Here is a 26,517-nt window from a genome sequence, read left to right as displayed (position 1 = left end):
CGCGGAGGGAACCCCCATGCGCGGCAACCGGTCGAAACGCCGCACGACCGTCGACCGCTTCATCGTCGCGGCGGACCATCCCGTCTTCTGTCCCGCTCGATCACGTCCATTCTTCCTATTTCATGTTGAGCATCGGTCCCTTCTCGATCCGCGTCGTCGCGGTCGCCGTCGCCGCGCTGCTGGCGTGGCTCGTCGCGCGTGTCATCCAGCGTCGCCCGCCGGACGGGCATCACAAGACCGCGTCAGGCCTGATCCTCGACGCGCTGCTGCTCGGGTTGATTGCCGCGCGTGCCGGTTACGTCGCGCAATGGTGGCCGGACTACGCGGCGTCGCCGCGCGCGATCGTCGCGCTCGGCGACGGCGGCTTCGACGCGCGCATCGGCATCGCGGCCGCGCTGGTGTTCGCCGGCTGGCGTCTGCGCCGCCTGCCCGCGCTGCGTCGGCCGGTGCTGGCCGGCATCGTCGCGGGCCTCGGCGCGTGGGGCATCGCGCAAGGCACGCTGGCGACGTTGCAGCGCGGCGCGCCGCCGCTTGCAACGATGCCGCTCCAGGCGCTCGATTCGACGCCCGTATTGCCCGCGGGCTTCGTCGGCAAGCCGGTCGTCGTGAACCTGTGGGCGACGTGGTGCGCGCCGTGCCGCCGTGAGATGCCGATCCTCGAACAGGCGCAGCGTGACCATCCGGGCATCACGGTCCTGATGCTCAACCAGGGGGAAAACGCGCAAGCCGTGCGCGCGTTCCTCGAACAGCAGAACCTGCGCTTCGATCACGTGCTGCTCGACCCTTCGCTGCACGCGATGCACGCGTATGGCTCGCGCGGGCTGCCGACCACGTTGTTCTTCAATGTGAAAGGCGAACTCGTCGAATCGCATATGGGCGAGCTGACCGCCGCGCGGCTGAAGGATGCCGTCACGCAACGCTTCGGGCAGTAATGACCGGCGACCCCACGCGCCGGGCACGCAGTGCGCGCCCTGCACGATGCCGGCCGCCGGTCTTCCCGCGTCACGCACTCAGAACTTGTGCCGAATCCCCGCATGCACCATCAGTTGCTTCGACGTCGACGATAGATCCGCCGCCCCCGGGATATAGGCCTGATCGAGCGACGAGCCGGTCGCGTCGCCGGCAATCCGCTGGTACGCGCCCATCAGGTAGACGTCGGTGCGCTTGGACAGGTTGGTGTCGGCCATCAGCCCGATCGAATGGATCTTCGGTTTCGCGCTGCCCGTGGTCGCGTCGTAGCGCACGGTCGTGTACACGTACTGCGCGCCCACGAAGAACGCCGGCGTGAACTGATACCTGCCGTTCACTTCGAAGTTCTGGTACTTGATCGCCGTGACCGCGCCGCCCGCGAGCGGCCCTGTCACCGGTTCGATTGTCTCGTCGCCGAACAGGTAGCCGACGTTCGCGGTCGGCCGCGTGACGTTGCTGTTCGTATACGCGAACCCGACCGTCGCGGGCCCTGCGGTGTAGTTGATGCCCGCGCCGAAAATCCGCAATCTCGCCGACGCGAAGTTCGCATCCGCGCCGACCGACCCCGCGCCCGCGATCGCGCCGCCGGCCGTCGCGCCCGGGTTGTCCGCATTCAGGAACGCGGCGCCGACGAGCAGGCCGCCCTGCTCGTACTCCGCACCGACGCTCCATTGCCGGTTGTTCGCGAACCCGGTGTCGTTGCTGAAGCTGTACGTGCCGCCGAACGAGAAGCCGGCAAAATCCGGGCTCGCGTACTTGACCGTGTTGTTCACCCGGAACGTATTGCCGGTGTTGTCGTTGTCGAGCGGATGCGAGAACGGATAGACGCCCCAGCTGCCGTTCGCGGTCGTCGGCGCAAGGAAATCCACGACTGCGTCGTATTGCCGGCCGAGCGTCAGCGTGCCGAAGCGCGTGCTGCCGAGCCCGACGTAAGCCTGCCGCCCGAACATCCGGCCGCCCTGCGCGAGCGTGCCGCTGTTCACGTTGAAGCCGCTCTCGATCTGGAACAGCGCACTGTAGCCGCCGCCGAGATCCTCGGTGCCCTTCAGCCCCCAGCGGCTGCCCTGCGCGAAGCCGCTCGCCATCTGCCACGCGCCGTGCCCGCCGACGTTGTTCGTATAGTCGATGCCCGCATCGATCAGCCCGTACAGCGTGACGCTGCTCTGCGCGAACGCCGGCACCGCACAGAGTGCCGGCATCACGACGAAAAACAATCTCCAGTTCATTCGCTTTCCTTATTGATTTGATTATCCCCACCCGCTCGCTATGATGCGGTGCCGCTTACTTCGCGCCGTAGATGTCGAAGTCGAAGTACTTGCGGTTGATCCGCTGATACGTGCCGTTCGCGAGGATCGTCGCCAGCGCGCGATTGAATGCGTCGCGCAGGTCGGTGTCCTGCTTGCGCAGCCCGAGGCCGTCGCCCTGCCCGAAGTATTTCGCGTCGTCGATCGCCGCGCCGACGAACATGAAGTCCTTGCCCTGCGGCTTCTTCAGGAAGCCGTCGCTGGCCGCGATCGACGCCTGGAACGCCGCGTCGAGCCGCCCCGTCACGAGATCGGCGTACACCTGGTCCTGGTTCTGGTACGACTCGATCTGCACGCCGGCCGGCTGCCAGTTCGCGATCGCATAGTCGGCTTGCGCGGAGCCCTGCTCGACGCCGACGCGCTTGCCCTTCAGCGACGCGGCCGTCGGCAGCAACGGCGAACCCTTGCGCGCGACCAGCCGCGCCGGCGCATTCGAGATCCGGTTCGTGAACGCGATCTGCTGCATGCGTTTCGGCGTGATCGTCATCGACGACGCGATCACGTCGAACTTGCGCGCGAGCAACCCCGGAATCATCCCGTCGAAACTCGACTCGACCCACACGCAGCGCGCATGCAGCTCCGCGCACAACGCGTTGGTGATGTCGATCCCGAAGCCCGTCAGCGTGCCGTCCGGCTGCTTGTATTCGAGCGGCGGGTACGTGGGATCGACCGCGAGGCGAATCTCCTTGCCCGCCCAGTCGCCCGCGTGCGCGGCGCCTGCGATCGTCGTTGCCGTCAGCGCCATTGCGAGCGCGGCCATCCATGGTTTCATTGCCTGTCTCCTTGTTTCCGTCGTTGAAGGTGAATCGAATCCGTATGTCCCGCGTGTCCGCCTGTCCGGCTCACGCGAGGTAGCGCTCCGCGAGCGCGATCCAGTAGCTCGCGCCGATTGCAAGGCACGCGTCGTTGAAATCGTAGCCGGGGTTATGCAGCCCGCAGCCGGCCGCGCCGTCGCCGTCGCCGTTGCCGATCGACAGGTAGCTGCCCGGACACGCGTCGAGCATGAACGCGAAATCCTCGCTCGCCGCGATCGGCCGCAGATGCGGGATCAGCGCGTCGTCGCCGCCCCATTCACGTTCGACGTCCCGCGCGAATGCCGTTTCCGCTGCATGGTTGACCAGCACCGGATAGCCGTAGCGATAGTCGATCTCGGCCATTGCGCCGTAGCTGTCGGCCTGGCCGTGCACGATCGCGCGGATGCGCCGTTCGAGCAGCGCGCGCACGTCCGGCGACAGCGCGCGCACGCTGAGTTCGATATCCGCATGAGGCGGAATCACGTTCGATGCGGTGCCCGCGTGGATCGAGCCGGTCGTCACGATCGCCAGCTCCTGCGGATTCACGTTGCGCGACACGATGGTCTGCAGCGCCATCACGATCGACGCGCAGACCACCACCGGATCGATCGTCGTGTGCGGCGCCGCACCGTGGCCGCCGCGCCCGATCACGCGCACGCGCACCTCGTCGGCCGACGCCATCGCGGGACCGTCGCAGAAGCCGAGCACGCCGGCCGGCAGGCCCGGCACGTTGTGCATCGCGAACACGGCATCGCACGGGAAACGCGTGAACAGCCCGTCGTCGAGCATCCGCTTCGCGCCGCCGAGCCCTTCCTCGGCCGGCTGGAAAATCAGGTTCAGCGTGCCGGTGAAGCGCCCGCGCTCGGCCAGGCACCTAGCCGCCGCGAGCAGCATCGCCGTATGGCCGTCGTGGCCGCACGCATGCATCACGCCGTCGTGCAGGCTTGCATGCGGCAGCCCGGTTGTCTCGCGGATCGGCAACGCATCCATGTCGGCGCGCAGCCCCAGGCGCTTCCCGGCGCCCCGCGCGAGCGTGCCGACCACGCCGGTGCCGCCGACGCCGCGCGTCACCTGATAACCCCATGTTGTCAGGCAGTCGGCGACGAGCGCGCTCGTCGCGTGTTCCTCGAACCCCAGCTCCGGATGCGCGTGCAGCCGGCGGCGCAGCGCGATCATCTCCGCCTCGATAGCCGCCATTTCAGGCGAAATTCGTGCTCGATCCACCCTCGATACTCCTCGATACGTGCCGGTTTCCGATCGCCGGAATGGCGGATCGTGGCGAAATCGTAGGCAGCGAAAAAACCGGCGAACAGCCGCAGTTTCGTTATGATGACAACCTTTCGTTGTCGGCATTCATCCCCTCTCACACCATCCCGCACCATGAGCACGATCAAGCTGCATCAGTTGCAGGCGCTCGTCGCGAGCGCGGAAGCCGGGAGCATCCGTGGCGCGGCGCGCACGCTGGGGCTGTCGCAGGCGGCCGTCACGCGCGCGCTGCGCGAGCTGGAGGCCAGCGAGCGCCTGCCGCTGCTGGTTCGCGCCCCGGAAGGCATCGGCTTCACCGACTACGGGAAGACGCTGCTCACGCACGCGAAGCTCGTGCTCAAGCAGCTCGAGCATGCGCAGAGCGATCTCGAACGGATGCGCGGGCGCGTCGAGGGGCGGCTGAGTGTCGGCGTCACGCCGTGGCTGACGATGACGTTCCTCGCGGAGACCGTGCTGCAGTTTCGCGAGCGGATGCCCGACGTGCGCCTCGAACTCTATGAAGCGCTGATGGCCGTCGCGCAGCCGCTGCTGCGCGACGGCAGCATGGATTTCGCGCTCGGCCACGTGCAGCCCGGCAGCGGCGCGCGCGAATTCGCGTTCGAGCCGCTGCTGCGCTACGACACGTCGGTGATGGTGCGCGCCGGGCATCCGCGCGAGCGCGCGACGTCGGTGCACGATTTGCTCGATTGCGACTGGGTGCTGAATTCGTCGGCCGACGGCCAGGCCGCGCTGATCGACTACCTGTTCACGCGGCACGGCGCGCGGATCGACGAACGGCGCATCGTGCGCGCACAGTCGGTCGCGATGTTGCAGACGATGCTCGAGCAGGCCGGCATGTGCACGTGGTGCCCGACGATCCTCGCCGCGGTGCCGCCATTCGGCGAGCGGATGCGCGTGCTGCCGCTGAAGGAGACCTTCGAGCCGAGCGAACTCGGCATCGTCACGCGGCGCAGCAGCACGCTCGGCGACGCGGCGCGTTGCTTCATCGACTGCCTGTTGCACGTGATCCGCCAGCATGCGCGCTCGGCGCGCAAGGAGGATCTCGCGCTGTTTCACACGCTCACGCTGCTGATCTGACCGCTAGCGCGGCGGCTGGATGCCGCCCGGCTCAAATCAGACATGTCCGATAGGCCCGGCGATACGCGGTCCGTACACTCGGATCCATGATTTCGCTGATCCAGTCCTCCTTCGATACGGCGCGCGATGCCGTCACGCAAGTCGCGCGCCGCCCTTCGTTCCTGCGCAAGCTCGACATCGCGGTGCTCGTGCTGATCGTCGCGAGCGTGCTCGTCGTGATGGCCGACAGCGTGCAGGAGCTGCACCAGCAATACGGCCACGCGCTCTACGCGGCCGAATGGGCGTTCACGCTGCTGTTTTCCGCCGAGTATCTGCTGCGCCTCTGCACCGCGAAGAAGCCGGCCGCGTATGCGCGCAGCTTCTTCGGCATCGTCGATCTCGTGTCGGTGCTGCCGACCTATCTCGCGTTCTTCTTCCCCGGCCTGCACGCGCTGATCGACGTGCGGCTGCTGCGCCTGCTGCGCGTGTTCCGCATCCTCGGGCTGTCGATCTATCTCGAGGAAGGGCAGTTGCTGATGCGGGCGCTCACGCGCGCGCGGCGCAAGATCTTCGTGTTCATCGGCGGGATGTTCGTGCTCGTCGTGATACTCGGCACCGTGATCTTTCTGGTCGAAGGGCCGGAGCACGGGATCACGAGCATTCCGGTCGGCGTCTACTGGGCGGCCGTGACGATGAGTACGACCGGCTACGGCGACCTGACACCCGTCACGCCGCTCGGCCGGCTGATCACGTCGTGCGCGATCTTGCTCGGCTACGGGATCATCGCGTTTCCGACCGGGATCATGGGCGCGGAGCTGGTTGCATCGGCGATGGAGCGCAAGCGCCCGAATGCTGATACGGATACACGCTGCTGCCCGAACTGCGGCGCGGCGGTTCCGCCGCCCGAGCCAGTTGACGCTGCCGCGCCACGACGACCAGAGTAGGCCCTGTTCTATTCCGATTCCTTCCCTGCGGCCGACGCCGGCGCATGCCGTCTTTAGCTCACTTTGAAGTCGGACGGAATTCGACCGAGAAACGATCCGCCAACGCTGCAAGACGACGATCCAGGGTCCAGAAGCGCGCCCCCGGCGTGATCAACGTGGACGCCAACAAGGTCAGATCGACGAGACCGCACCCCATCCCGTAGAGCTTCTCGCGCTCCACGAATGCCATTACCTCAGACATGCTGGCCTGATTGCATTCCTGAAGCAATCCGAGGTCGTTCAGCGTTCGCAGTCGTGGCGCCGGCGGCGTCCCGCAAGCAAGTTCACCCAGCACCATCGGATGCATCAGTACGGCATCGAGCGCAAGCAGCTCGAAAAGTGTCTGATTTCTGTTTCGAAAGTGATCAACCCAGACTGACGTGTCAATCAACACATTCATTGCGATTCCGGTTCCTGGCGACGTCGCGGAATATCTGCCATGCCGGACATGGATCCGCCCAGTGCTGCCAGGCGTTTGGCGGCCTGGACACGTACAAACGTCTTGATTGCCTCCCTGAACAAGTCCGCCTTATCCATTCCGGGCTCGGCCATTTGGAGGGCCTTCGTGTAGAGATCGTCGTCGATAGTGACCGTGGTTCGCATTGCCTACCTCCATCAAAATTGATGCGATAACGCACCAATTTTATCACCTTACTCAGTTATAGAGAGCAAACACTTCATGCACGAACGGTCGGCGCCTATGCCATCGGTCACCCCGCCTGCCCGCCCAGCATCTGCACGAACGCGGCGAGTCCCGTCAGCATGATCTGCACGCCCACGCACAGCAGCAGGAACGCGGACACGCGCATCGCGACCTTCGTCCCTTCGCTGCCGAGATAGCGCGCGAGCGTCGTCGCGCGGCTGTAGATCTGCCAGATCGTGAACGCGACGAGCGCCGCGACCGCCACCGACACGATGCCCGACAACACGTAATCGCTCGCCGTATGCGCACGGTTCGCATGCAGCGCGATGCCGGCCGCGATCGAGCCGGGGCCGATGGTCAGCGGGACCGTCAGCGGAAAGAACGCGCGCGACATCAGCTTCGGCAGATCGTCGCCGTGCGCGGCGACATCGCCGCCGGCCGGTACGTCAGGCGCATTCAGCATCGACCAGCCGGCCACCGCCACCGCCAGGCCGCCGCCGATGCGCAGCGCCTCCATCGAGATTCCGAAGAAGTTCAGTACCGGCGCGCCAACGAAAAAGATCACGAGCAGCGTGAAGAACACGTTCGTCGCGATCTGCTTCGACAGCACCGCGCGCTCGGCTTCGGTCAGCGATTGCGTGCGTTCGAGAAACACGAACGCCATGCCGAATGGATTGATGATGCCGATCAGGCCCGTGAAGCCGAACAGGATTTCAGGGATCAGGCGGTCGAGCTGCATCGCGATCGTGCTCTCCGGTAGCGAACGGGAATAAAAAAGCGGCCAGTCGAGAAGACCGGCCGCAAAAAGGAGATGTCTCCATGATCCGGCACACGGTGTATGCCGGGCCGCAGAAACTGAATTGTCGGGAATCTGAGTCGGGATGGAAATCAGTCGAGTCTGATTTTGCTGAGCGCCGGACAATTCGACGGGCACGCGTAAGGCCGCATGCGCGGCGGGCGACGTCGCCCCCGGCTCGTCAACGATCTCAGATGCTGCGCTGATTGACCCGCTGTGACAGCGCCTCCGCGCTTTCCTTGCGCTCGCTGTACCGGTCGACCAGATAGGGGCCGACGTCGCGCGTCAGCAGCGTGAACTTCACCAGTTCCTCCATCACGTCCACCACGCGGTCGAAATACGCGGACGGTCTCATCCGCCCCGCTTCGTCGAATTCCATGAACGCCTTGGCCACCGACGACTGGTTCGGGATGGTCAGCATGCGCATCCAGCGCCCGAGCACGCGCATCTGGTTCACCGCGTTGAACGACTGCGAGCCGCCGCTCACCTGCATCACCGCAAGCGTCTTGCCTTGCGTCGGCCGCACGGCGCCCGTCGACAGCGGAATCCAGTCGATCTGCGCTTTCATGATGCCGGTCATCGCGCCGTGCCGCTCCGGCGAGCACCACGCCATGCCTTCCGACCACATCACGTGCTCACGCAGCTCGACCACTTTCGGATGGCTCTCCGGCGCATCGTCCGGCAGCGGCAATCCGCTCGGATTGAACACGCGTACCTCGGCGCCCATCGCCGTGAGCAGGCGTGCAGCTTCCTCGACCAGCAAGCGGCTGAACGAACGCTCGCGCAGCGACCCGTACAGGAGCAGGAGCCGAGGCGGATGGGTCGATGGCGCGGCAGGCCGCAGTTGCGTGGCGTCCGGCACGCGGAACAGCGTGGCGTCGAGTTGCGGCAGGTCTTTCAGGGAGTCGGTCATGGGGCGCTTCTCTCGTGATCTCGAGCCCGGCGCTCGTACCAGCCCTTCGACCGGTTGACGATGCGCACGACCAGCAACATCACCGGCACCTCGACCAGCACGCCGACGACGGTGGCCAGCGCCGCGCCGGAATGGAAACCGAACAGGCTGATCGCGGCCGCGACCGCCAGCTCGAAAAAGTTGGATGCGCCGATCAGCGCCGACGGGCACGCGATGTCATGCTTTTCGCCGACCGCGCGATTGAGCCAGTAGGCGAGCGCGGAATTGAAGAACACCTGGATCAGGATCGGCACCGCGAGCAGCGCGATCACCAGCGGCTGCTTCAGGATCGCTTCGCCCTGGAACGCGAACAGCAGCACGAGCGTGGCCAGCAGCGCGGCGATCGACCATGGGCCGATCTGCGTCATCGCGGCATCGAACGCGGCCTGCCCCTTCGCGAGCAACCGCTTGCGCAGGATCTGCGCGACGATCACCGGAATGACGATGTAGAGCACGACCGACGTGAGCAGCGTCGCCCACGGCACCGTGATGGCCGACATCCCCAGCAGCAGGCCGACCAGCGGCGCGAACGCGATCACCATGATGCTGTCGTTCAGCGCGACCTGCGACAGCGTGAAGAGCGGATCGCCGCCTGTCAGCCGGCTCCACACGAACACCATCGCCGTGCACGGCGCGGCAGCCAGCAGGATCAGCCCGGCGATATAGCTGTCGAGCTGATCCGCCGGCAACAGCGGTGCAAACAGATGGCGGATGAACAGCCAGCCGAGGAACGCCATCGAGAACGGCTTGACGAGCCAGTTCACGACGAGCGTGACGCCGATGCCCTTCACGTGCTGACGCACCTCGTGCAGCGCGCCGAAGTCGACCTTCACCAGCATCGGCACGATCATCACCCAGATCAGCAGCCCGACCGGCAGATTGACCTGCGCGTACGCCATCCGGCCAATCGCGTGAAACAGGCCGGGCAGCGCCTGGCCGAAGGCAATGCCCGCGACGATGCACAGCGCCACCCATACGGTCAGGTAGCGTTCGAAGAAGTTGATGGCGGGTTGCGTGACCGCCGTACCGGGCGGCGCGACGTTGGGCGTATTCATCGGACGAGGTTCCGTCTTGAAGTCATGAGCGGCCGCTCGTTTCGCGCACATCGCGCTGCGCGCGGTCAGTGTTGTGCAATCTCGATCAGCGCCGCGTGAAGTGCGTCGTCGCTCATGCGATCGAGCGGCAGCGCCAGCAACTGCAGCATTCGATAGCCGATCGCTTGCCGAGTCAGTTCGAAGGCGAGACGCTTGCCTGCTTCGCCGCCCGTCGCGTTCGACGGATCGGCGTAGCCCCAATGCACTTTGACCGGGCTGCCGGGCCAGTACGGGCACGTCTCGGACGCCGCGCTGTCACAGACCGTGATGACGACGCGCATCTCGGGCGCGCCGTCGCCGACGAATTCGTCCCAGCTTTTGCTGCGAGCGTCGCCGACGTCGACACCGGCGTTCGTCAACGCTTCCAGCGCGAACGGATTCAGACGGCCGCTCGGTGCGCTGCCGGCGCTGTAGGCATGCACATCCTTGCCGAGTTTCGCGGCCCAGTGATTGAGCATGCCTTCCGCGAGCACGCTGCGCGCCGAGTTGTGGGTGCAGAGGATCAGGACGTTCGTGGTCATGGGCGAGCACGCGAATGCGCGTCAGGATTGACGGGAGCGGTCGATTTTTGCGGAAGGCGAGCAGCCGGACACCGGCGAGCACGGATTGCCGCCGCAACAGTTCTCCGTGAGATAGCCGAGCAGCCCGTTCATCGTGTCGAAGTTCGCGCAATAGAACACGAAGCGGCCGTCCTGACGGCTCGTCACGAGCTGCGCGTGCGCCAGCTCTTTCAGGTGAAAGGACAGCGACGAAGGCGGCACGGCGAGCAACGTGGCGATCTGGCCAGCCGGCATGCCTTGCGGCCCGGCCTGCACGAGCGCGCGAAAGACCGCGAGGCGGGATTCATGCGCGAGCGCCGCGAGTGCGGCAATGGTTTCGTTCGTTTCCATATTTCTATAATAGTCGAAATATGGAAATAGGGGAAGCGATGCCGAGGCATGGCATCGCCGGGGCGGTCTGTCGGTCAAAACGAGGCGTGATATCGAACACGTGTTGCCGCGCGCGCCGGCTCGCCACCATACGGCCGGTGTCTCGGTCCGAAACGACAGTCGGCCTGATCCTACCCGCGCCCGTGCAGTCGAACGGACAGCGCCTTCCGTACGGCCCCTGCGTCGACCCCTCGCGCCCTCGCCTCGTCGGTCGACCGTTCAATTGCCGCGATACGTCGACACGTGCCGCGGCGAACACAGCAACGGCGCGTGATGAACGAGATACTCGTGCGGTACGCGGCCGGCTGATCGAAGCCCGTCTCTGAAACGCTTTCTGACACATCGTCCATGACGTGGCGATGCGTCCAGCCAATGCGAATGTCGCGGAATCGTTGTGCAGCAAGCATTCGAAGCATCGGCCAAATGGCCAATGCCGATGAATTCGTACATGACCGGTGCCTGACGCCGGATGTTCTCCGCTACAGTGGTTGCACGTTTTCGCGAAGCGTCTCGGGCTGCTTCGGCATGCGATGCATGTAATGGAATGGCGCTCGAAACTCGCTGCGTAAACGAGCGCGGCCCGTAGGTGAAACAGCACCTGCAGGCCGCTGACCATAACCAACTCCACACAGGAGAGTTAACCATGGCTGGCGCGAATCATAACGCACCGACGTATTTCCGCGATTGTTTTGTCTCCCCTCGCTCGTCTCTTCAATCTGGCCGCATCGTGCCGCACATCCGGCTCACCGACATGGCGCCGCCTGTCATGTGTGTGTGGATGAAGCTGTCCGGCCGGTGGATCGAGGCAGCAGGCTTCGATCCCGAGCAGCGCCTGCGAATCGAGGTGTCGCACAAGCGGCTGGTGATCACGCCGATGGACGACGCGGATTGCGCTTCGGTCGAGAGCGCGGGACTCCCCGATATCGATCGCGGAACCGGGCAGCAGCGGCGCCTTTCGATGATGACGGAGGAAGCGTAATGAACTACGACGCATCGAATCAACGCACCGACAAGGTGCCGGACGATTTCGACTACTACGACGTCGGTGAACTGACGGCCAAGTCCGTCCTCGTACTGAAGCTCAATGCGCTGATGGTGTCGCGCGGCCTGACCGAAGAAGAGGCTGCAGCGCTCTCCGAAATGGCCCGGCCGGTCGTCACCCCCGAACAGCGCGAGCGGCTCCGGAACGTGACGCTGGACCAACTGATGCTGACGCTGGCGTCGTTCGGCCAGCATGTGGAGATCGTGGTGCGGCCGGCGGCGGGATCTGGGCCGGCGGGCATCACGGTTTCGGTCTGACGGGCCGGAGCACGGCTTAAAGAAGTGTGTTGCAGCCGGAAGCGCATCAGCGCTCGCATGAGGCAGCGTCAGGAGTAAGTACTATCGAATTACATAGCATGACTACAGCCGGGCCCAACGGCCGCCGCCGAAGCGGCTCCGGCGCCGCCACACCCGATCAATTTAACGTGGCGGATTGTTACAGCCAATCGGACCAGGCTGATTCTGCGAAAGCAGCGCACGGAGCGCGGCGAATTCTTCCTCCAACTGATCGTACGCAGCCTTGACGGCCGAATCCGCGAGCAGGCGTGCAGTGTCCGCCGCGGTGTGCCGCACCGGCACGTACCGATCCTCGTAAACGCTTGTACCGCGAGCCTTGGTCATCGTTGGCTTCCTCCTTCAATGGCCCATTGGCGATGCCCTCTGAGCCAGGTAAGTGAAGTTCGAACGATAACTGCTGCACACGCTCGACACAAAAAGAAAAACTGCTGCCGTCACAAACGGCAGCGGCCTACCCCGGCTGGTGTACCCGCCGCGCCGGCATCTCGATGCGAAAACGCGCGCTTGGGTGGACTTCATGAAGCAGGCGCTACAGGCGGCACTCGGCGGGCCATGCAGCGCCCTGTCGGCGACGCGGCCGCACCGGAGAATTCCGGCGCGACCGCCCCTGCCGCAGTTACGCCACGGCCGTCACCGCGCGCTCCGCGTCAAAGAACGTTGCCTGCGCAACCTGATCCGCACGCGCATACGCGCGGTTCACGCCGCTGATCACCGCACGAATCGACGCGGTCGTCAGGTTCGCATCGACGCCGACACCGAACGCACTGCCGCGCACACCCGTGCCGGCCAGCTCGGCGATCGCGATCGCCTTCGCATCGGCGCCCTGCGACAGCGCGCGCTCCTCGTAATGCTGGATCCGCAGCGGCGTGTGCAGCGCATGCATCAGCGCGTCGAGCGGGCCGTTGCCCTCGCCGCGCAGCACGCGGCGCTCGCCGTGCACGTCCGCGGTCAGCACGATCGTCTCGCGGCCGTCGCGCTCGATCAGCTCATGGCCGACATAGCGCAGCGGCGTATCGCTTTCGACGTATTCCTGCTGGAACAGCGACCAGATCTGCGCGCTCGTCACTTCGTGCCCGCTGTCGTCGGTCAGGCGCTGCACGGCCGCGCTGAAATCGACCTGCATGCGGCGCGGCAGCGCGACGCCGTAGCCCTGTTCAAGCAGGTACGCGATACCGCCCTTGCCCGACTGGCTGTTCACGCGAATGATCGAATCGTACGTGCGGCCGAGATCGCTCGGATCGATCGGCAGGTACGGCATTTCCCATACGGCGTCGGCGCGCTGAACCGCGAAGCCCTTCTTGATCGCGTCCTGGTGCGAACCGGAGAACGCAGTGAACACGAGATCGCCGACATACGGATGGCGCGGGTGAATCGGCAACTGCGTGCATTCCTCGGACGTACGCGCGATTTCGTTGATCCGCGAGAAATCGAGGCCCGGATCGACGCCCTGCGTGTACAGGTTCAGCGCGAGCGTCACGAGGTCGACGTTGCCCGTGCGTTCGCCGTTGCCGAACAGGCAGCCCTCGATCCGGTCGGCGCCCGCCATCACCGCGAGCTCGGCCGCCGCGACCGCGGTGCCGCGGTCGTTGTGCGGGTGGACCGACAGGATCAGCGAATCGCGGCGCGCGAGATTCCGGTGCATCCATTCGATCTGGTCCGCATAGTAATTCGGCGTGCCGATTTCCACCGTGGCCGGCAGGTTCACGATCGACTTGCGCTCGGGCGTCGGCTGCCATACGTCGAACACCGCATCGCAGACTTCCTTCGCGAAATCGAGTTCGGTCGCCGTGAACGTTTCCGGGCTGTACTGCAGCGTGAATTGCGTGTCGGTCGCCGCATCGGCGCAGCGCTTGATCGTGCGCGCCGCGTTCACCGCGAGCTGCTTCACGCCATCGCGATCGAGGCCGAACACGATCTTGCGGAATTCCGGCGCGGTCGCGTTGTACAGGTGCACGATTGCGCGCTTCGCACCGCGCAGCGATGCGAAGGTGCGCTCGATCAGGTCGTCGCGCGCCTGCGTCAGCACTTCGATCGTCACGTCGTCGGGAATGTGACCGCCCTCGATCAGCTCGCGGACGAAGTTGAAATCGGTTTCGGACGCGGACGGGAATGCGACCTCGATCTCCTTGAAGCCGATCGCGACCAGCGTCTTGAACATCCGCATCTTGCGCGCGGCGTCCATCGGTTCGAACAGCGCCTGGTTGCCGTCGCGCAGGTCGGTGCTCATCCAGATCGGCGCCTGCGTGATCGTGCGCGACGGCCACGTGCGGTCGGGCAGGTTGACGGGCGTGAACGGTCGGTATTTCGTCGCGGGGTTCTTCAGCATCATGATGTCGGTCCTCGGTCTGTTTGTCGGTGAAGCGCGGCGCGGCGGCCATCGGCGGCAAGAGCCGGCCGCGCGCGCAGCGGTAAAAACGGCAAGAAAACGGCACAACGGCAAAGCGGTACGGCGAACGACGGCCTTGGCGGTTGAGCGACCGGGACGGAGCGGAGTGATGACGGAAAAAAGACGAACTCAGGCGCCGGTCGACAACCGGGGCCAGGTCGGTGATGCGGGGAAAATCTGGCGCTTCAGGAACGAAGCAGATGGAAAGCGCGCAGCCGCAGACCCAGCCCGGAGAAGCGGGCTAGTAGTCGTAGCGAGAAGAGGAACTGGGCGGCGTGCATGGCCGGCATCAAATCACAGGGTGACCACGGCTGTCAACCGGGGACGGCTGCGCCTTCCGTCCCGCCCGATCCCGCGATACGCGCGTTGACGCAGAATCAGTCCCGTCCGATAGCCGACGGCGTCCGTCGTCGATATGCTTCACGGGTGCGGCGCCGGTGAGGCCCTATTCATGTTCGGAGTGAGTCGGTCCATCCTCTTCGCCGGTCGCCGCACACCCCTCCCTTGCGATCGGGCTTCGGCGCGGGCGTTCGACGGTGGCCGGTGGGCGCGGCCACGACCGAGATGTCGATGTTGAAACGAAACGCTGCCATATGCGAACGCCGAGCGTCTGCTCCGAAGTCCGATTGCGCCCCCCTCTCTCGCTTCGCGTTGCGCGCTCGCGCATCATTCAGGAAATCGATACACGCATCGATATAGTTCATCGAATATATCGAAATCCCCTTCATTAATCACATTTCAGTAAATCGATTAGCGCCGCCTTTCGATTTAATGAACAATAACCATTCTCGCCCGAATATTTTTTTATTTATTTTTCGCCATGCTTTGTACGTCGCGTTTCAAACGGCAAACGTTTGCGCGACAAGGCTCGCGCCTTATCCAATACCTATCAGGAGGCAAGCATGGCCGACTCTCAAACGTCATCCAATCGCGCCGGCGAGTTTTCGATTCCGCCGAATACCGATTTCCGCGCGATTTTCTTCGCGAATGCAGCCGAGCAACAGCACATCAAGCTGTTTATCGGCGACAGCCAGGAACCCGCCGCGTATCACAAGCTGACGACGCGCGACGGCCCGCGTGAAGCCACGCTGAATTCCGGCAACGGCAAGATCCGTTTCGAAGTGTCGGTGAACGGCAAGAAGTCGGCGACCGACGCGCGCCTCGCGCCGATCAACGGCAAGAAATCGGACGGCTCGCCGTTCACGGTCAACTTCGGGATCGTCGTGTCGGAAGACGGCCACGACAGCGACTACAACGACGGAATCGTCGTGCTCCAGTGGCCGATCGGCTGACCTGACGCGCGATCGACGGTCGCCCGCTGCCGGCCGCTTCCATGGCGGCCGGCGGGTTTGCGCCGGGTTCCGCGGACCCTCGCGCCCCATCCAGAACAAACCGCCTCATCACCGGAGACATCCATGCCGCTTCTTTCCGCTTCGATCGTCAGCGCGCCCGTCGCGACGTCGGAAAGTTACGTCGACATCCCGGGCCTGTATATCGACATCGCGAAGGCCGGGATTCGCGACGGGAAACTGCAGGTCACCCTCAACGTGCCGACGCCTTACGCGACCGGCAACAACTTCCCCGGCATCTATTTCGCGATCGCGACCGACAAGGGCGTCGTCGCGGACGGCTGCTTCACCTATTCGTCGAAGGTGCCCGAAAGCACCGGGCGCATGCCGTTCACGCTCGTCGCGACGATCGACGTCGGCAGCGGCGTCACGTTCGTGAAGGGCCAGTGGAAAAGCGTGCGCGGCAGCGCGATGCATATCGATTCGTACGCGAGCCTGTCCGCGATCGGGGAAACGGCCGCGCAGTCGTCGTCGCAAGGCGGCGGCAATCAGGGCGGCGAAACCGGTGGCGGCGGATCGGGCAACATCGGCGGCGGCGGCGAACGTGACGGCACGTTCAACCTCCCGCCGAACATCAAGTTCGGCGTCACCGCGCTCACCAACGCGGCGAACGACCAGACGATCGACATCTACATCGACGACGACCCGAAACCCGCGGCGACGTTCAAGGGCGCCGGCGTGCAGGACCAGAACCTCGGCACGAAGGTGCTCGACTCCGGCAAGGGCCGCGTGCGCGTGATCGTGATGGCGAACGGCAAGCCGTCGCGCCTGGGCTCGCGGCAGGTCGACATTTTCAAGAAGTCGTACTTCGGGATCGTCGGCTCGGAAGACGGTGCCGACGACGACTACAACGACGGCATCGTGTTCCTGAACTGGCCGCTCGGCTGAGCGGCTGAGCGGCGGCGGTCGCGAAACATCGCAACGGCGACCGGCCCGCCCTGCATTGCGAATCGTTCGAGCAGTCATTTGCAGTCCCACGTTCCACGCTCGGCGCCGCGCGCGGCCCGGTGCAATCCGTTCACCGGCCGCGCGGCGCGAGACTTTCCATCAACACGAGGACGACATGTCACAACCCTTTACCCACGACGATCTGTACGCACTGCTGCAACTCGCGGGCAACGACGCCACCGCCGTGCAGGCCAGCGGCGATCAGGCCGTGCTCGACCGGATGCGTCAGTTCATGACCACGCAGCTCGTCGAGAAACTGCCGCAGTACGACGTATTCGTCGATATCGCGACGATCCCGTACAGCTTCGACGTCGGCAGCTGGCAGAACAAGGTGAAAACCGATGCGGCCGGGCAGGTCGTCGCGTGCACGGTGACGTGGGCCGGCGCGCCGGGCGTGTTGCCCGGCGCCGCGGCGAAGTTCGGCGTCGGCGCGGTGGTCAATTACTTCTCGAAAGCGACGCCGCAACCCGTGCAGCCGGAGCCCGTGCCGACCGGCGGCGGCGAACGCGACGGCGTCTTCAACCTGCCGCCGAACATCGCGTTCGGCGTGACCGCGCTGGTCAATTCGTCCGCGCAGCAGACGATCGAGGTCTTCGTCGACGACAACCCGAAACCGGCCGCGACGTTCCAGGGCGCCGGCACGCAGGACGCGAACCTGAACACGCAGATCGTGAACTCGGGCAAGGGGAAGGTTCGCGTGGTCGTGACGGCGAACGGCAAGCCGTCGAAGATCGGCTCGCGTCAGGTCGATATCTTCAAGAAGACCTACTTCGGGCTGGTCGGCTCGGAAGATGGCGGCGACGGCGACTACAACGACGGCATCGCGATCCTGAACTGGCCGCTGGGTTGAACCGCAGGAGCCTGACGGTCGTCGCCACGCCGCCCGGCGTGGCGATTGGCCGGTGTGCCTCGGCCCTCTGCAAGCGCAGCCCCGCACCGATCACCCCGCCTGCGGCGCGACAGCCGTCGACATCGCCACGGGCTGCGCGAACGCGGCCGACGCCAATTGAGTGCGCGCGTCACGCGCCACGCGGTTGAACGCCACGCGCTGCGCGCCCTTCAGTTTCGCCGCCTTGGCTGCATGCACGAGTTCGATTGGATCGACGAGGCGGGCATGCCGGCGAACCTCGAAGTGCAGATGCGGGCCGGTCGCCGTGCCCGTGCTGCCGACCGCGCCGACGCGTTGACCGCGCACGACGCGCGCGCCGGTGCGCAGCGTCGGCTCGAACGCCGACAGGTGCGCGTAGTACGACGCATAGCCGCCGTCATGCCCAATCACCACGTACTTGCCGTAGCCGTTCGGCTCGGTGCCGATGAACGTCACGACGCCGCGCTCCGACGCATGCACGGCGCGGCCTGCGGGCGCCGCGAGATCGACGCCCGAATGCACGTGACGCGCCCCGCTCACCGGATGCACGCGCGTGCCGAATTGCGAGCTGATGCGCGTCGCGGCGACCGGCATCGCGAAGCGCGTGCCGGCAAGCGGCATGCCGTCGAGTTCGTAATAGGCGCCCGGCGAGCCGGCCTGCGGCGCGAACCACACGGCCGCGACGCGCTGCCCACGAAAGCGGACGTCGAGCGCCGTCACGCGTGCGCGGCCCGGCCGCACTGCGTCGTGGTCGGGCTCGAATGCCACGCGGAACGTATCGCCATGCGCGCCGCGCTGCTTCGGATCGACGCGCCCGGCCAGCATGCGGACGATCTGCTCGGCGACGCCGGTCGGCAGATCGGCGCGCGCCAGCGACGCGCGCAGGCTGCCGACGATCGCGCCGGCGCGCGTGCCGCGATCCGGCTGCGCGAGCGTGAACGGCTCGGCGGATGCCAGATCGACCGCGCCTCGCGCGAACGCCGGCTGCGCGCCCGTCGCGGGCAGCGCCGACGCCAGCCCGTAATGGAACCGCGACGCATAGCCGCGTTCGACCGCATCGCGCGCGGTCTCGCACAGCACGCGATACGCGACGCAGGCGCCGAAGCGCGCCACCGGATCGCCGCGCCCGGCGCCGGTCGACACGTTCAACGCGGGCGACACGTATGCGACGTCGAGCGGCGCGGACGATGCATGCAGGCCGCCCCACGTCGTGCGGGCGGCATTGAAGAAAGGCACGTCGTCAAGGTCGGTGGTTTCCGCCGTCGCGGGCGCGAGCTGCGCGGCGTCGTGAAACGCCTGCGCTGCCGCGCCCTGTGCGCCGGCCACGCAGGCCGCCGCGACGATGCCGCGCAGTAACGCGCGGCCCATCGGGAAACGGAGAACGCCGCGCGGCGCGGGTTGACCTTGCTCGCGTGCGACACGGAAACGCAGGTCTGACCGCATGACGTCGTCACTCGCTATTCAATGAAAATCGGGAAAAAACCGGGCATCGCAGAGGAACGATCGTCGCGATCCGGCTACTCGAAAGCGAGTGTATCGGCGTGGTCGAAACGGCTAAATAGGACTTGTCTTATTTTCTTGAAAAGATGATTAATACTCGTACTAAATCGACGCAACCGGTCGCCGCGCATCGCGCGAAGCCCACGCCGCCGTGTACAGTCGAGGGCTGCCGGCGCGCGACACGCGCCGCGCACTGTGTGTTCAAAACCGGAATCCCGTCATGTTTCTCGATCATCTTCATCCGGAACGCTGGACGTTCCTGTGGAACGCGTTGTCCACCCTCTCCATCAAGCTGTCCGCCGGCCTGGCGCTGCTCGTAGCAGGCTGGTGGCTGTCGAAGCGCGTCGGCAACTGGCTGAACCGGCTGCTCTCGAACAAGGAGCGCGTCGACGACACGCTGCGGCCGATCCTCTGCGACGTCGCGGTGTGGGGCATCCGCATCGTCGCGATCGTCGGCGCGCTGTCGCAACTCGGCATCGAAACCGCGAGCATCGTCGCGGTGCTCGGCGCGGCCGGCCTCGCCATCGGGCTCGCGCTGCAAGGCACGATGCAGAACATCGCCGCCGGCATCATGCTTCTGCTGCTGCGGCCGTTCAAGGTCGGCGACTACATCGACGGCGGCTCGGGCGTCGCGGGCACCGTCGACGAGGTCGGGCTCTTCATGACGCGCCTCACGAAGCCGGACGGCATCTGCGAATACGTGCCGAACAGCGCGCTGTGGGGCAGCGCGATCCGCAACTACACGCGCAACCCGACGCGCCGCCTCGATCTCGAAGTGGAAGTGTCCGTGCATGACGATATCGAGCGCGCGCTCGAAGCGCTGCGTGCGCTGGCCGCGGCCGATCCCGACGTGCTGGAGGACCCCGCGCCGGACGTGATGGTGATGCGCTTCGACGACAGCACCGCCGTCGCGAACATGCGCGTGTGGACGCATACCGACACGTTCTGGGCGCTGCGCTGGCGCCTCGCGCGCCAGGTCCGCAAGACGCTCGCCGATGCGGACTGCGCGCTGCCGATCCGCACGCGGGAATTGCATATCGTGCACGATGCGGAGCGCCGTGCGGACGATGCGCGCGTGCGCGTTTCGTAAGGACCCGATGAAACGTTACTCTCCCGCCGCGTCGTTTGCCGCCGCGATGGCCTGCGTATTCGTCCCGGTGTAGCAGCATGTCCATCACACCCATTCCGCCCTGCTGATCCGCATCGATTTTCCCGCGTCGCGCACCGTCATTCCGGAAACCCGGACGCACAAAAAACCCCACGAAAACAGGGATATTCGTCGTCTGCGACACATTGTCCGAGTTCGGTTATATTACGCGCCCCTTGCCACCCCGCCCCCGCAAAACGCGTCGCGCGCGGCCTCGGTCAACGCAGCCTGAAGCGCCGTCCGCTCAGGCTTGCCGCCAGAGCCCCGGCGCGTGGCACACCGTCGCGACGCAGGCGCTTGCCTGCTCTCGGGAAGCCGATCCGAAGGTGTCCTTCCGAATGGCTTCGCGTGCGCAAATGCAACGGCGCGCAGCGCCGGTCCGGAATTCCGGATTCGCGATCCGGATCTCCGGACCCGTGTTTCGGCGCAACGGAACCGCACGCCGGGCGGCATGGCAAACCGATGCATCCAAGTTGAAAAAGGGATCTGCTGTGATCAAAACGTTACGGGTAATACTGTCGGCGCTCGCGCTGTGCATCGCGACAACGTCCGCGCACGCCGCCGATACGAAGAAGGTCGATGTCCTGCTGGTGGGCGGCGGCATCATGAGCTCGACGCTCGGCGTCTGGCTGCACGAACTCCAGCCCGACTGGTCGATGACGATGGTCGAGCGCCTCGACGGCGTCGCTCTGGAAAGCTCGAACGGCTGGAACAACGCCGGCACCGGCCATTCGGCGCTCGCCGAGCTGAACTACACGCCGGAGAAGGCGGACGGCAAGGTCGACATCTCGAAGGCGATCGAGATCAACGAATCGTTCCAGATCTCGCGTCAGTTCTGGGCCTGGCAGGTGAAGCAAGGCGTGCTGAAGAACCCGCACTCGTTCATCAACTCGACGCCGCACATGAGCTTCGTGTGGGGCGACGACAACGTCCGCTTCCTGAAGAAGCGCTACGAAGCACTGCAGGCGAGCCCGCTGTTCCGCGGGATGCAGTATTCGGAAGACTACGACCAGATCAAGCAATGGGTGCCGCTGATGATGGAAGGTCGCGACCGCAGCCAGAAGGTGGCCGCGACGTGGACGCCGATCGGCACCGACGTGAACTTCGGCGAGATCACGCGCCAGTTCGTCGGCTACCTGAAGACGCAGCCGAACTTCACGCTGTCGCTGTCGAGCGAAGTGCGCGAGATCTCGCGCAACGCCGACGGCACGTGGCACGTGTCGTGGGTCAAGCTGCATTCCGACGAACCGGCGCAGTCGGTCGACGCGAAGTTCGTGTTCATCGGCGCGGGCGGCGGTGCGCTGCATCTGCTGCAGGCGTCGGGCATCCCCGAAGCGAAGGACTACGGCGCGTTCCCGGTCGGCGGCTCGTTCCTCGTGACCGACAACCCCGAAGTCGTGAAGCAGCACCTCGCGAAGGCCTACGGCAAGGCGTCGGTCGGCTCGCCGCCGATGTCGGTGCCGCACCTCGACACGCGAATTATCGACGGCAAGAAGATCATCCTGTTCGGGCCGTTCGCGACGTTCTCGACCAAGTTCCTGAAGAACGGCTCGTATTTCGACCTCGCGAAGAGCACCAACCTGCACAACGTCGCGCCGATGATGCGCGTGGGCGTCGACGAATTCCCGCTGGTGCAGTACCTCGCCGGCCAGTTGATGCTGACCGACGACGACCGCTTCAACGCGCTGAAGGAATACTTCCCGAACGCGAAGAAGGAAGACTGGCGCCTGTGGCAGGCCGGCCAGCGCGTGCAGATCATCAAGCGCGACCCGGTCAAGGGTGGCGTGCTGAAGCTCGGCACCGAGATCGTCGCATCGCAGGACGGCAGCATCGCGGGCCTGCTCGGCGCGTCGCCGGGTGCGTCGACGGCCGCGCCGATCATGCTGAACCTGATGAAGAAGGTGTTCAAGGACAAGGTCGCGACGCCCGAGTGGCAGCAGAAGATTCGCCAGATCGTGCCGAGCTACGGCACCAAGCTGAACGACAGCCCGGCGAAGGTCGTCGAGGAATGGACGTACACCGCCGACGTGCTGCAACTGTCGCCGCCGCCGAAGATCGACCTCGGCGTGCCGTCGCAGGCCACCGGCGCCGCACCGGCCCGCCCGGCGAAGGCGTCGACCGACATGGCGCTGTAACGCGCCCGACGCCGCGCAACACCGCGCGCGGCACCCGCGGCACCGTTATGCCGCCCGACACGGCCGCCCTCCGGGGCGGCCGTTTTTCCTGGTGCGCGCCGGGCGGAGGCACCGGCTTCCGCTAGAATTGCGGCACGCGCGACCGCGTCGCCGCCCGATCCATCACCCGCATCGACACAACCCGAGCCACCGCCGGTGCGGCCCGCGCCCGAGCCGCGCGAGCGCCGCCCGCCGTGGCCGCGCCCGCCCGGGCGCGCCATCAACCGAATTCAGCTGGAGAAAGACCGTGTTTACCTGCCGAAACCAGAGCTGCGGCACGCAGTGGGAACAGTCCGACGTCGTCATCAAGGACGAAGGCCAGGGGCTGCTGTTCCGCTGCCCGCTATGTGGCGCCCGCAACTATCTCGAACGTTTCGAGGACGACGAAGGCAACGTCGTCTACGAGCAGATGGAAGGCCGCCCCTACCTCGGAGACCTGTCTTGACCCAACCGACCGCCACGCCGTTCAGCGCGCTGCCGCTGACGCCCGCCACGCTCGCGAACCTCGCGCAGCTCGGCTATGTCGACATGACGCCGATCCAGGCCGCGAGCCTGCCGATCGCGCTGGCCGGCCAGGACCTGATCGCGCAGGCGAAGACGGGCAGCGGCAAGACCGCGGCGTTCTCGCTCGCGCTGCTCGCGCGCCTCGACGTGCGCAGCTTCGACGTGCAGGCGATGATCCTATGCCCGACGCGCGAGCTCGCCGACCAGGTCGCGCAGGAAGTGCGCCGCCTCGCACGCGCCGAGGAGAACGTGAAGGTGCTGACGCTGTGCGGCGGCACGCCGATGCGCCCGCAGGCGCAAAGCCTCGAGCACGGCGCGCATATCGTCGTCGGCACGCCGGGCCGCATCATGGATCACCTCGATCGCGGCAACCTGAAGCTCGACGCGCTGAACACGCTGGTGCTCGACGAAGCCGACCGGATGCTCGACATGGGCTTCTTCGACGACATCGCGAAGGTCGCGCGGATGTGCCCGACGACGCGCCAGACGCTGCTGTTCTCCGCGACCTATCCGGACGGCATCGCGAAGCTGAGCCAGCAGTTCCTGCGCAATCCGAAGGAAATCAAGCTCGCGGAACGCCACGACGACAGCAAGATCCGCCAGCGCTTTTATGAAGTGACCGAGGACGAGCGGCTGCATGCGGTCGGCCAGTTGCTGAATCACTACCGGCCGGTGAGCACGATCGCGTTCTGCAACACCAAGCAGCAGTGCCGCGACCTGCTCGACGTGCTGCACGCGCAGGGCTTCCACGCGCTCGCGCTGCACGGCGAGCTCGACCAGCGCGAGCGCGACCAGGTGCTGATCCAGTTCGCGAACCGCAGTTGCTCGGTGCTGGTGGCGACCGACGTCGCGGCGCGCGGGCTCGACATCGCGCAGCTCGAGGCGGTGATCAACGTCGACGTGACGCCCGACCCGGAAGTGCACGTGCACCGCATCGGCCGCACGGGCCGCGCGGATCAGGACGGCTGGGCGCTGAGCCTCGCGAGCATGGACGAGATGGGCCGCGTCGGCGCGATCGAACAGGCGCAGAAGCGCGAGGTCGAATGGCATCCGCTCGCCGAGCTGAAGCCGGCGGACGACAGCGTGCTGCTGCCGCCGATGGAAACGCTGCAGATCCTCGGCGGGCGCAAGGACAAGATCCGCCCGGGCGACGTGCTCGGCGCGCTGACCGGCGACGCCGGGTTCGACGGCAAACAGATCGGCAAGATCAACGTGACCGAGTTCTCGACCTATGTCGCGATCGAGCGCGGCGTCGCGCGCGACGCGCTGCGCAAGCTCAATGCGGGCAAGATCAAGGGCAAGCGGGTCAAGGTCCGGTTGATGGACGAGGAGTAAGCGGCGCGCGGCGCGGGCGGTCGCGGCACCGTCGCGCGCCGCCCCGCGTCAGGCGAGTTCGGGATAGCCGTGCGCGGCGGCTGCCTGCGCGAACCGCGCAATCGTGTCGTAGTCGGCCGGCGCCAGCCGGTCGAACCCCTTCAGCCTCAGCACGCGCGCCCGCTCCGCATCGACGGCGACCGCGCGATCGAGCGCATCTTGCAACGCGGCGACCTTCGCGTCGGGCAGCGCCCGCGATGCGACGAACGGCAATCCCGGCGCGGACGCCGTCGTGCCGATGATCCGGATGTCCTTCAGCAGATCGGGCAAGGCGTCGCGCACATACGCGAACGTCACGCAGTCGATCGCCGCGCAATCGGCTTCTCCCGACGCCAGCGCACGCAGCACGTTCAGGTGCGACCCGAACGGCGTGACCGAGCCGAAGAACCGTCCGTCGTGCGCATGCGGCGCGACCGCGTGCCGGAAGGCGTTCATCCCGCTGTGCGAATCCTCGCCGTTGAAGGCGGCCCGCAACCCGCGGCAGGCAGCGAGCGTCGTCGCGCCGCCCGCATGCACGCGCGCCGACACGACCAGCACGCTGCTGTAGCGCGCACCGTCGCAACCGTCCGCGTCGAAAATCGGGGTTGCAACCAATCGCACGACGTCGCGCAAGCCGAGCATCCGGTACGGGTAGCCGCAGGTCTGCGACAGCAGCAGATCGTCGCGCCGCCACAGCGCCTGCAGGTCGTCGAACGGCGCGTCGGGCAGCATGACGTCGGCAGGCCCGCCCGCGTTCACGAACGCATCGAGCGCATCGCGCAGCAGCGCGCGCCACAGCACGGCGTGGCGCGGCGTCACGTTGTACATCGGCAGGACTGCGATCCAGGGTTTCATGCGGGGATTTTACGCGTCGGCGGCGGCCCGGATGCTTATCGGCCGCAACGCGATAAGCAAATGCGAATCGATTGGTTGGCGTAGCCGCGCCGCCTCGGTACCGTTCGAATGCCTGCCGGCGCGCCGTCGTGCGCGATGCCGGGCGGGCCGACCGTGATCCGCGAGACACCAGCGCACCCGGGCCGAGCGCCCCGGTTCCATCGCTCGTTCCCCGCACTGCCCGATCCATCCTGCCTCAACGCCATGGCCGAATACTTCGACGTCGACCACGCGCGCGCGATCGCCGCGCTCGACGCCCGCTTCACCGCCCGCACCGAGTGGCCGACCTGGCTGCTGGTCGTGGTCATCTACGGCGGCTGGCTCGCCGTGCTGCTGCTCGTGCGCGAAGGACACCTGTCGCTCGCCGCCGCGACGCCGCCGCTGATCCTGCTCGGCGCGTGGCACCTGTCGCTGCAGCACGAGCTGCTGCACGGCCACCCGACGCGTTCCGCGTTCGTGAACAAGCTGCTCGGCTATCCGCCGCTGACGGTCTGGTATCCGTACACGCTGTATCGCGACACGCACCTCGAGCATCACCGCGACGAAGACCTGACCGTGCCGGGCATCGATCCCGAAACGAACTACGTCACGCGTGAACGCTGGGCGCGGCTGCCGCGCTGGCGCCGGGCGCTGACGGTCGCGCGCAAGACTTTCATCGGACGCATCGTCGTCGGGCCGCCGCTCGCCATCGTGGCGACGTTCCGCGATGCGTTCGCCGCGTTCCGGCGAGGCGACTTTCGTTATCTGCCGATGTGGTTGACTCACGTTGCCTGCGTGGCCGCGCTGCTCGCGTGGCTGCAATGGGCGATCGGCGTGCCGTGGTGGTACTACCTGCTGGCCGTCACGTGGCCCGCGCTGTCGCTCGCGATGATCCGCTCGCTGTACGAGCATCGCGCCGCGCCGCATCCGAAGGCGCGCATCGCGATCAACGAAGCCGGCTTCGCGATGCGGCTGCTGTACCTGAACAACAACTATCACCTCGTCCATCACGACCTGCCGAAGCTGCCGTGGTACGACCTGCCGCGCGCATACCGGATGCGACGCGACGCGTATGCGCGGAAATGCGGCGGCTTCGTGATCCGCGGCGGGTATCGCGCGCTGCTCGCGCGCCATGCGTGGACGCCGACCGATCCGCCCGTGCATCCGTTCGACGAGGGTACGGCATCGCTGTCGACGGGCAGCGGGATCAAGGTGGCGGTGGTCGACAGGGTGTTGCAGATCAGTACCTGACGTCAGAAGTTTCCGCGTTTCGGCACCGATCCTTACGAAA

General features: G+C 66.1%; 28 protein-coding genes. 13 read left to right on the top strand and 15 right to left on the bottom strand.

Features of this window, described 5'->3' with window-relative positions:
• The first annotated feature begins 122 nt into the window (after nucleotides 1-122).
• Nucleotides 123-932 carry a TlpA disulfide reductase family protein gene (locus tag GJG85_RS26160; protein ID WP_089489991.1) on the top strand — a complete coding sequence of 270 codons (810 nt, stop codon included), beginning with the start codon at nucleotides 123-125 and terminating at the stop codon, nucleotides 930-932.
• Between the two features lie 78 nt (nucleotides 933-1,010).
• Here GJG85_RS26160 and GJG85_RS26155 read toward each other — a convergent pair whose 3' ends face one another.
• From GJG85_RS26155 to GJG85_RS26145, 3 genes are all read right to left on the bottom strand, one after another.
• The gene (locus GJG85_RS26155) at nucleotides 1,011-2,195 is read right to left on the bottom strand and encodes a porin (protein WP_176016720.1); all 1,185 of its coding nucleotides are present in this window, start codon (nucleotides 2,193-2,195) and stop codon (nucleotides 1,011-1,013) included.
• A 55-nt stretch (nucleotides 2,196-2,250) separates the two neighbouring features.
• On the bottom strand, nucleotides 2,251-3,045 hold the full coding sequence (locus tag GJG85_RS26150; RefSeq protein WP_124631446.1) for an ABC transporter substrate-binding protein: 795 nt from the start codon (nucleotides 3,043-3,045) through the stop codon (nucleotides 2,251-2,253).
• Nucleotides 3,046-3,115: 70 nt separating this feature from the next.
• Nucleotides 3,116-4,291, bottom strand: coding sequence for a M20 aminoacylase family protein (locus GJG85_RS26145; RefSeq protein ID WP_204383987.1), 1,176 nt, complete (start codon nucleotides 4,289-4,291; stop codon nucleotides 3,116-3,118).
• Nucleotides 4,292-4,447: 156 nt separating this feature from the next.
• Between GJG85_RS26145 and GJG85_RS26140 the strand changes: the two genes are divergently transcribed.
• Together GJG85_RS26140 and GJG85_RS26135 are read left to right on the top strand one after the other, a co-directional pair.
• Nucleotides 4,448-5,410, top strand: coding sequence for a LysR substrate-binding domain-containing protein (locus GJG85_RS26140; protein ID WP_050017905.1), 963 nt, complete (start codon nucleotides 4,448-4,450; stop codon nucleotides 5,408-5,410).
• Nucleotides 5,411-5,496: 86 nt separating this feature from the next.
• The gene (locus GJG85_RS26135; RefSeq protein WP_050017906.1) at nucleotides 5,497-6,333 is read left to right on the top strand and encodes an ion transporter; all 837 of its coding nucleotides are present in this window, start codon (nucleotides 5,497-5,499) and stop codon (nucleotides 6,331-6,333) included.
• Between the two features lie 58 nt (nucleotides 6,334-6,391).
• Here the strand turns inward: GJG85_RS26135 and GJG85_RS26130 are convergent, their stop codons facing one another.
• The 7 genes from GJG85_RS26130 to GJG85_RS26100 form a co-directional block, all read right to left on the bottom strand.
• The gene (locus GJG85_RS26130; RefSeq protein WP_050017907.1) at nucleotides 6,392-6,772 is read right to left on the bottom strand and encodes a PIN domain-containing protein; all 381 of its coding nucleotides are present in this window, start codon (nucleotides 6,770-6,772) and stop codon (nucleotides 6,392-6,394) included.
• The gene (locus GJG85_RS26125) at nucleotides 6,769-6,975 is read right to left on the bottom strand and encodes a type II toxin-antitoxin system VapB family antitoxin (RefSeq protein WP_089489987.1); all 207 of its coding nucleotides are present in this window, start codon (nucleotides 6,973-6,975) and stop codon (nucleotides 6,769-6,771) included. Before GJG85_RS26125 ends, GJG85_RS26130 begins: the two co-directional genes overlap by 4 nt.
• A gap of 107 nt (nucleotides 6,976-7,082) precedes the next feature.
• Nucleotides 7,083-7,754 (bottom strand): MarC family protein, encoded by a 672-nt coding sequence (locus GJG85_RS26120; RefSeq protein ID WP_089489986.1) that lies wholly within the window; start codon nucleotides 7,752-7,754, stop codon nucleotides 7,083-7,085.
• 247 nt (nucleotides 7,755-8,001) lie between these two features.
• Nucleotides 8,002-8,724, bottom strand: coding sequence for an arsenical resistance protein ArsH (gene arsH / locus GJG85_RS26115; RefSeq protein WP_089489985.1), 723 nt, complete (start codon nucleotides 8,722-8,724; stop codon nucleotides 8,002-8,004).
• Complete coding sequence (gene arsB / locus GJG85_RS26110) at nucleotides 8,721-9,818, bottom strand: ACR3 family arsenite efflux transporter (protein WP_089489984.1); 1,098 nt, start codon at nucleotides 9,816-9,818, stop codon at nucleotides 8,721-8,723. Before arsB ends, arsH begins: the two co-directional genes overlap by 4 nt.
• A 65-nt stretch (nucleotides 9,819-9,883) precedes the next feature.
• Nucleotides 9,884-10,378: an arsenate reductase ArsC gene (locus GJG85_RS26105; RefSeq protein WP_089489983.1), complete on the bottom strand. Its 495-nt coding sequence runs from the start codon at nucleotides 10,376-10,378 to the stop codon at nucleotides 9,884-9,886.
• A 21-nt stretch (nucleotides 10,379-10,399) separates the two neighbouring features.
• Entirely contained in the window at nucleotides 10,400-10,747 is a 348-nt protein-coding gene (locus GJG85_RS26100; RefSeq protein WP_050017913.1) for a metalloregulator ArsR/SmtB family transcription factor, read from the bottom strand.
• A 682-nt stretch (nucleotides 10,748-11,429) separates the two neighbouring features.
• Here GJG85_RS26100 and GJG85_RS26095 point away from each other — a divergent pair.
• A complete protein-coding gene (locus tag GJG85_RS26095) occupies nucleotides 11,430-11,765 on the top strand; it encodes a SymE family type I addiction module toxin (RefSeq protein ID WP_089490028.1) in 336 nt (111 codons plus the stop codon).
• On the top strand, nucleotides 11,765-12,085 hold the full coding sequence (locus GJG85_RS26090; RefSeq protein WP_089489982.1) for an XRE family transcriptional regulator: 321 nt from the start codon (nucleotides 11,765-11,767) through the stop codon (nucleotides 12,083-12,085). Before GJG85_RS26095 ends, GJG85_RS26090 begins: the two co-directional genes overlap by 1 nt.
• A 162-nt stretch (nucleotides 12,086-12,247) precedes the next feature.
• Here the strand turns inward: GJG85_RS26090 and GJG85_RS26085 are convergent, their stop codons facing one another.
• From GJG85_RS26085 to GJG85_RS26075, 3 genes are all read right to left on the bottom strand, one after another.
• Nucleotides 12,248-12,448, bottom strand: a complete 201-nt coding sequence (locus GJG85_RS26085; RefSeq protein ID WP_050017916.1) for a hypothetical protein — start codon at nucleotides 12,446-12,448, stop codon at nucleotides 12,248-12,250.
• Nucleotides 12,449-12,740: 292 nt separating this feature from the next.
• Nucleotides 12,741-14,450, bottom strand: a complete 1,710-nt coding sequence (gene leuA / locus GJG85_RS26080; protein ID WP_179233188.1) for a 2-isopropylmalate synthase — start codon at nucleotides 14,448-14,450, stop codon at nucleotides 12,741-12,743.
• Nucleotides 14,451-14,959: 509 nt separating this feature from the next.
• Entirely contained in the window at nucleotides 14,960-15,214 is a 255-nt protein-coding gene (locus GJG85_RS26075; protein ID WP_124631451.1) for a hypothetical protein, read from the bottom strand.
• Nucleotides 15,215-15,412: 198 nt separating this feature from the next.
• Between GJG85_RS26075 and GJG85_RS26070 the strand changes: the two genes are divergently transcribed.
• The 3 genes from GJG85_RS26070 (at nucleotide 15,413) to GJG85_RS26060 (ending at nucleotide 17,657) form a co-directional block, all read left to right on the top strand.
• Entirely contained in the window at nucleotides 15,413-15,802 is a 390-nt protein-coding gene (locus GJG85_RS26070) for a fucose-binding lectin II (RefSeq protein ID WP_050017095.1), read from the top strand.
• A gap of 123 nt (nucleotides 15,803-15,925) precedes the next feature.
• Nucleotides 15,926-16,747 carry a fucose-binding lectin II gene (locus GJG85_RS26065; RefSeq protein WP_089489980.1) on the top strand — a complete coding sequence of 274 codons (822 nt, stop codon included), beginning with the start codon at nucleotides 15,926-15,928 and terminating at the stop codon, nucleotides 16,745-16,747.
• A 175-nt stretch (nucleotides 16,748-16,922) separates the two neighbouring features.
• A complete protein-coding gene (locus tag GJG85_RS26060; RefSeq protein WP_050017098.1) occupies nucleotides 16,923-17,657 on the top strand; it encodes a fucose-binding lectin II in 735 nt (244 codons plus the stop codon).
• Between the two features lie 90 nt (nucleotides 17,658-17,747).
• Here the strand turns inward: GJG85_RS26060 and GJG85_RS26055 are convergent, their stop codons facing one another.
• A complete protein-coding gene (locus tag GJG85_RS26055) occupies nucleotides 17,748-19,118 on the bottom strand; it encodes a M23 family metallopeptidase (RefSeq protein WP_050017100.1) in 1,371 nt (456 codons plus the stop codon).
• A 277-nt stretch (nucleotides 19,119-19,395) separates the two neighbouring features.
• Here GJG85_RS26055 and GJG85_RS26050 point away from each other — a divergent pair, with 277 nt between their 5' ends.
• The 4 genes from GJG85_RS26050 (at nucleotide 19,396) to dbpA (ending at nucleotide 24,335) form a co-directional block, all read left to right on the top strand.
• Nucleotides 19,396-20,265 (top strand): mechanosensitive ion channel family protein, encoded by an 870-nt coding sequence (locus tag GJG85_RS26050; RefSeq protein ID WP_050017101.1) that lies wholly within the window; start codon nucleotides 19,396-19,398, stop codon nucleotides 20,263-20,265.
• A 530-nt stretch (nucleotides 20,266-20,795) separates the two neighbouring features.
• Nucleotides 20,796-22,457, top strand: coding sequence for a malate dehydrogenase (quinone) (gene mqo, locus GJG85_RS26045; protein ID WP_185722684.1), 1,662 nt, complete (start codon nucleotides 20,796-20,798; stop codon nucleotides 22,455-22,457).
• A gap of 286 nt (nucleotides 22,458-22,743) precedes the next feature.
• Nucleotides 22,744-22,941: a hypothetical protein gene (locus tag GJG85_RS26040; protein ID WP_006483193.1), complete on the top strand. Its 198-nt coding sequence runs from the start codon at nucleotides 22,744-22,746 to the stop codon at nucleotides 22,939-22,941.
• A complete protein-coding gene (gene dbpA / locus GJG85_RS26035; protein ID WP_124556785.1) occupies nucleotides 22,938-24,335 on the top strand; it encodes an ATP-dependent RNA helicase DbpA in 1,398 nt (465 codons plus the stop codon). The genes GJG85_RS26040 and dbpA overlap by 4 nt, the downstream gene beginning before the upstream one ends.
• A 48-nt stretch (nucleotides 24,336-24,383) precedes the next feature.
• On the opposite strand, the gene GJG85_RS26030 is transcribed toward dbpA, so the two are convergent.
• On the bottom strand, nucleotides 24,384-25,208 hold the full coding sequence (locus GJG85_RS26030) for a PhnD/SsuA/transferrin family substrate-binding protein (RefSeq protein ID WP_124631453.1): 825 nt from the start codon (nucleotides 25,206-25,208) through the stop codon (nucleotides 24,384-24,386).
• Between the two features lie 243 nt (nucleotides 25,209-25,451).
• Here GJG85_RS26030 and GJG85_RS26025 point away from each other — a divergent pair, with 243 nt between their 5' ends.
• Nucleotides 25,452-26,477 (top strand): fatty acid desaturase, encoded by a 1,026-nt coding sequence (locus GJG85_RS26025; protein ID WP_204383985.1) that lies wholly within the window; start codon nucleotides 25,452-25,454, stop codon nucleotides 26,475-26,477.
• Nucleotides 26,478-26,517: the final 40 nt, after the last annotated feature.

Source organism: Burkholderia sp. MS389, assembly GCF_016899425.1.
GTDB classification, from domain to species: Bacteria; Pseudomonadota; Gammaproteobacteria; order Burkholderiales; family Burkholderiaceae; genus Burkholderia; species Burkholderia sola.
Note: the sequence above shows the minus strand (reverse complement) of the source record. Positions and strands in the feature narration are given on the sequence as shown.